General features: G+C 64.9%; 6 protein-coding genes. 1 reads left to right on the plus strand and 5 read right to left on the minus strand.

The genetic code is table 11. From position 1 onward, the window contains the following. Positions 1–103 precede the first annotated feature (103 nt). From J4H91_RS15225 to J4H91_RS15245, 5 genes are all read right to left on the minus strand, one after another. Positions 104–571: an MBL fold metallo-hydrolase gene (locus J4H91_RS15225; protein WP_208047099.1), complete on the minus strand. Its 468-nt coding sequence runs from the start codon at positions 569–571 to the stop codon at positions 104–106. A gap of 97 nt (positions 572–668) precedes the next feature. Next, the gene (locus J4H91_RS15230; RefSeq protein ID WP_208047100.1) at positions 669–1,991 is read right to left on the minus strand and encodes a TRAP transporter large permease; all 1,323 of its coding nucleotides are present in this window, start codon (positions 1,989–1,991) and stop codon (positions 669–671) included. Beyond that, positions 1,988–2,509, minus strand: a complete 522-nt coding sequence (locus J4H91_RS15235) for a TRAP transporter small permease (protein ID WP_208047101.1) — start codon at positions 2,507–2,509, stop codon at positions 1,988–1,990. The genes J4H91_RS15230 and J4H91_RS15235 overlap by 4 nt, the downstream gene beginning before the upstream one ends. Continuing rightward, positions 2,509–3,315, minus strand: coding sequence for a TRAP transporter substrate-binding protein (locus tag J4H91_RS15240; protein ID WP_208047102.1), 807 nt, complete (start codon positions 3,313–3,315; stop codon positions 2,509–2,511). Before J4H91_RS15240 ends, J4H91_RS15235 begins: the two co-directional genes overlap by 1 nt. Before the next feature lie 173 nt (positions 3,316–3,488). Then, positions 3,489–4,022: a MarR family winged helix-turn-helix transcriptional regulator gene (locus J4H91_RS15245; protein WP_243753050.1), complete on the minus strand. Its 534-nt coding sequence runs from the start codon at positions 4,020–4,022 to the stop codon at positions 3,489–3,491. 107 nt (positions 4,023–4,129) lie between these two features. On the opposite strand from J4H91_RS15245, the gene J4H91_RS15250 reads away from it, so the two are divergent. Further along, complete coding sequence (locus J4H91_RS15250) at positions 4,130–4,582, plus strand: MaoC family dehydratase (protein ID WP_208047103.1); 453 nt, start codon at positions 4,130–4,132, stop codon at positions 4,580–4,582. Positions 4,583–4,911: the final 329 nt, after the last annotated feature.

Consider the following 4,911-nt stretch of genomic DNA (forward strand, 5'->3'; position numbering starts at 1 on the left):
CAATGGTCGGCTCGAACACCTCCGTGGCTCCGCGCTGGGGTTCCGGAACCTGACCCACTACATTGCGCGGTCGTTGCTCGAAGCCGGCGGATTCAGACCGCTCCTACACCCTCAATTCCGATGAGCCGATATCGCTCGGTACGGTCTCGTAGCTGTCACCGGGATGGAAGACGCGGCGGCCGTCTGCGGCCGCGAGGACGAAGCCGACGTTCGCGCAGCGGGGCATGCTCGGCAGGATGAGCTCGTGCAGCTCACCCACCGCTTCGATCGAGACGCCGCCGACGTCGAAGCGGTCGCCGTTCGCGACGACCCGGCCGCGCTCTTCATCGTCGAGGCCGAGCGCTTCGAGCACGGAGGCGGGAGCGTAGAGCGGGATTGCGGGGTTCGCTTCGAGCAGTGCCGGCACACGAGCGGCGTCGACGTGATCGGCGTGCTCGTGGGTGATGAGGATCGCATCGAGTCCGGTGAGGCCGAACACCGCCTCACCCGAGAGGCTGCCCGGATCGATGAGGATCCGGGCGCCGCCCTCCTCGACGAGCATGGCCGATTGGCCGTATCGGGTGATCCGCATGGTGTCCTCCTGTCGCACGGGCGCCGCTGATGCGGCAATGGTAGGCGATGGGCGGCCGCGCCGACCGGGTCCGCCCATCGCACGGGGGGATCGGCGCCTACCTGTTCGCCATCATCGCGGGAAGCCACGTGGCGATCGCAGGGATGAACACGATGAGAAGGAGGCCGAAGAGCAGCACGCCGACGAATGGCAGGATGCCCTTGAACAGCTCCGACATCTTGGCGCCTCCCGGCACGGCGTTCTTCAGGATCAGCAGATTGAGACCCACTGGCGGTGTCACCATGCCGATCTCAACCGCGATGGTGACTATGACGCCGATCCAGATCGGATCGAAGCCGAGGCCCATCAGCACGGGGAAGAACAGCGGCATGGTGATGACGATGAGCGATACCGGATCGAGCACGGTGCCGAGCAGCAGGAGTACCACGATCATGAACGCGAGCACCGCAGTGGGTGCCATACCGGAATCGGTGATGAACGAGCTGATGCCCCGCGCGATCCCGAGTCTCGCGAACAGGAACGACAGACCGAAGCCTCCGATGACGAGCATGATGACCATGGCCGTGGTCTCCGCCGACTCCTTCAACGCCGCATACAGGCCCTTCAGAGTGAGCGTGCGGTTGATCAGGGCGAGGATCAGCGCGCCGACCGCGCCGACCGCTGCGGCCTCGGTGGGTGTCGCGATGCCCGAGTAGATGCTCCCGATCACAGCGACGAAGAGCACGGCGATCGGCCACAGTCCGGCGAGGGACTTGACCTTCTCCGAGAGGGTGTAGCGTACGTCGGTTCTCGGTGCGAGCTCCGGCTTCATCTTCACTGCGAGGATCACGAAGATCGCGAGCAGGAGGGCCATCATGATGCCGGGCAGGATGCCGGCGATGAAGAGCGAGCCGATCGAGGTTTCGGTGACCAGGCCGAAGATGATCATCGCGACGCTCGGCGGGATCAGGATGCCGAGCGTGCCACCTGCCGCGACCGCGCCGACAGCGAACGACTTCTTGTAGCCGTTCTTCGTCATCTCGGGGATCGCGAAGTAGCCCACGGCGGCCGCGGTCGCGGGGCTCGACCCGGAGATCGCAGCGAAGACGGTCGCCGCCGCTTGCGAGCTGACCGCGAGACTGCCCGGCAGGCGTCCGAACCATGCCTGGGCGGCGCCGAACGCCTTCTCGGTGACGCCGGAACTGGTGGCGACGATCGCCATCATCACGAACAGGGGGATCACGCTGAACAGTTGATCGGACGCCTTCTCGAAAGCGATCTGGGGCAGCATGCTCAGAGCCTGCGGCGATACGAACAGCAGCATGCCGACGATGACGGTGGCGATCATCGCGAGCGAGACGGGCATGCCCGTCGCGATGAGGAGCAGCAGCATCCCGAAGATCAGGAAGGCGCTGAGGCCCCAGTCGAGGTGCAGCATCATATGTGCATCTCCGTTTCGGGAACGGCGGGTTCCTGCGGCTCGTCCTTCTGGGACCAGCGCTTCACCCACAGCAGCAGATAGGTCAGGGTCATCAGGCCGAAGCCGAAGATGAGCAGCCACTGCGTGAACCACATCGGGATCCGCAGCACCGAGATGTCGGTCTCGCCGCTCGTGAACACCTTGTCGAACTGGACGACGCTCAGCCAGCAGAGCAGTCCGACAACGGCGATGCCGATCGCATCGCCGGCCTGCCTCACGATGAGGCCGACACGGCGGGGCATCGCCTCTGTGACGAAGTCGATGCGCACGTGGCCGTCGTTCAGAAGGGTTCCCGACATTGCGAGGAATATGATCGCGAGCAGCACGTACTCGCCCACCGGAAGCACGAACGAGAGCGGGGCCCCCAGCACGTACCGCCAGAGCACTCCGCCGAAGACCATCACTGCGAGCAGCAGGACCCCGGCGGAGGCTGTACCGAGCAGAGCGAGGTTCGCTCCGCGGATGAGCTTCTCGATCATCAGCAGGGGTCGACCGGACCGAACTCGGGGGCCTGTATGGCGTCGTCACGGTAGTTCTTGGAGATCTCGAGCAGTTTCTCACCGCGCTCGGTCACGCCCTTGGCGATCTCATCGCGTACCTCGTCGATCGCATCGACCTTCTTCTCGATGGAGGCGTCCGAGGGGCGGCAGAACTTCGCGCCCGCGCTCTCGAGACCGGTCACCACGGGCTCGATGCTCGAATCGAGCAGTTCGAAGGCGTAGCTCTGAGCAGCCGCGCCCGCCTCGAGGAATGCCGTCTGGTCCTCCTCGCTGAGACTGTTCCAGGCGTCCATGTTCATGTTGATGGCCTGGTAGTTGGCGCCGAACTCGAAGCGGTACACGTAGGGAGCGACCTCGGGAAGTTTCAGGCTCTCGTACAGGTTGTAAACCATGAGCGTACAGTCCACGGTGCCGTTCTGCAGCGAGTTGTAGAGGTCAGCGGTGCCGATCGTAGCCGAGGTCCCGCCCCATGCCTCGATGGCGGCGGCCTGCCACGGGCCGGCCGTACGGACCAGTTTGCCCGTGAGGTCTCCATCATCGCCTACGGGATTCTTGCAGGCGATGATGCCGGGTTGGATCGCAGGGTTCGAGTACAGGAACTTCTGATTGTGGTCCACGAACAGCTCGTCGAGGATCGGATTCACGTCATCGTTGAACTCGATGTACGACTCTCCCACTGCGGGCCGGGCGAAGGGCACCTCGAGGATGCCCAGGTCGGGGATCGCTCCCGATGCGAACGAGCCGGCATCATGCAGCTGGCGCGGGCGGCTGTCGTCGATCAGCATATAGTCAGTACCCCAACGATTGCAATGGGGTGGGGATGCGGGTGCGGGGCGATGCGGGTGCGGGCCCTCGATTTCGACTCGCTGCGCTCGCTCAATCAGCGGAAGGCCTGCGCTCGCTTCAATCAGCGGGCGGGGCTTCGCCTCGGTCGATCAGCGGAGGGGGCCGGCCCCGCTCAATCGGCGGCGGGGTCGGAGGCGAGCGAGCGCAGCGCGGAGAACCAGCGGTCGCGATCCTCCGGCGGGAGGGCCGAGAACCACTCGCGGTCGGACTCCGAGACCGCGAGGCGCGCCTCCGCGGCGAGGGATCGGCCGGCCTCGGTCGGCACGACGACCTTGGCGCGGCGGTCGCGCGGGTCGGGCTCGCGCTTGATGAGCCCTGCCTCCTCGAGCTGATCGACGAGTGCGACGATCTGGCTGGGGTCGAGGCGCAGGAACTCGGAGAGCTCCCGCTGCGTCGGGCGCGCGTCGTCGGCCGCGACCGCGAGTACGGAGTACGAGCGGGTATTCAGATCGAACTGCTTGAGCCTCGCCTGCACTCGCGAGAGCGAGAGGGCGTTTGCCCGTGCGAGAAGGAACGCCATGTCATCGCCGACCGAGGTGTTCCAGAGGCGGTTCGATTCCGCGCGCTGCGCGGGCGCGTTCTCCGTCTCATGCGAGCGGTCTTCCGTCGGCGTCCCGTCGGGGTCCCCCGGTCGTTTGCTCGTCATTCGCAACATAATAGACCCAATTATTACAGGGACATCTCAATTGTTGACATTTTCAAGAATGTCTTGTTTCATGTATCTCGATCCCGCACCGCTGCTAAGGAGCGTCAATGACGACCATCATCAACTACACCGAGCTCGCCGACTACGTGGGCAAGGATCTCGGCACCACGGACTGGTTCGAGATCACGCAGGAGCGCGTCGACCGCTTCGCGGACGCCGCCGACGACCACCAGTGGATCCACGTCGACCCCGAGCGCGCGAAGGACGGCCCGTTCGGAGCCCCCATCGCTCACGGCTTCCTGACGCTCTCGCTGCTCATCCCGCTGCAGACCTCGCTCTTCGACATCGACGGCTGCTCCACCAAGGTCAACTACGGCCTCGACAAGGTGCGCTTCGTCTCGCCCGTCAAGGTCGGCTCCCGGATCCGCCTCACCGCCACCATCGCCGAGCTCGTCGAGGTGCGCGGCGGCGTGCAGGCCGTCATCGACGCCACCATCGAGATCGAGGGCGGCGAGAAGCCCGCGGTCGTGGCGCGCAGCCTGCAGCGCTTCTACGCCTGATCCCTCACCAACCCCCTCAGTAACAAAGGAGTCACTGAACATGAAGAAGAAGTTCCACCTCGCGGGTCTCGCAGTCGCGGCCTCGACCGCGCTGCTGGGGTCTGTCAGGTTAACGGTGGATCTGGCCTGGCGCATTCTTAGTTGATTCGGCCTTCGAAGGTGATCGCGAAGGCGTTGAGTGCGGGCTTCCACCTGGTTACCCTGAATTGGCCTGGTTTGAGTTCCGACCGGTTTTCCTGTCAACCGGTCGGTGACAGAAGTTCCTCGGCCTCAGCATAGTAGGCCTGCTCGACCTCGATCGGGGTACGCATATCGAGCTCCCCGTGAAG

It is taken from the genome of Leucobacter ruminantium (assembly GCF_017565705.1).
Taxonomy (GTDB): Bacteria; Actinomycetota; Actinomycetes; order Actinomycetales; family Microbacteriaceae; genus Leucobacter; species Leucobacter ruminantium.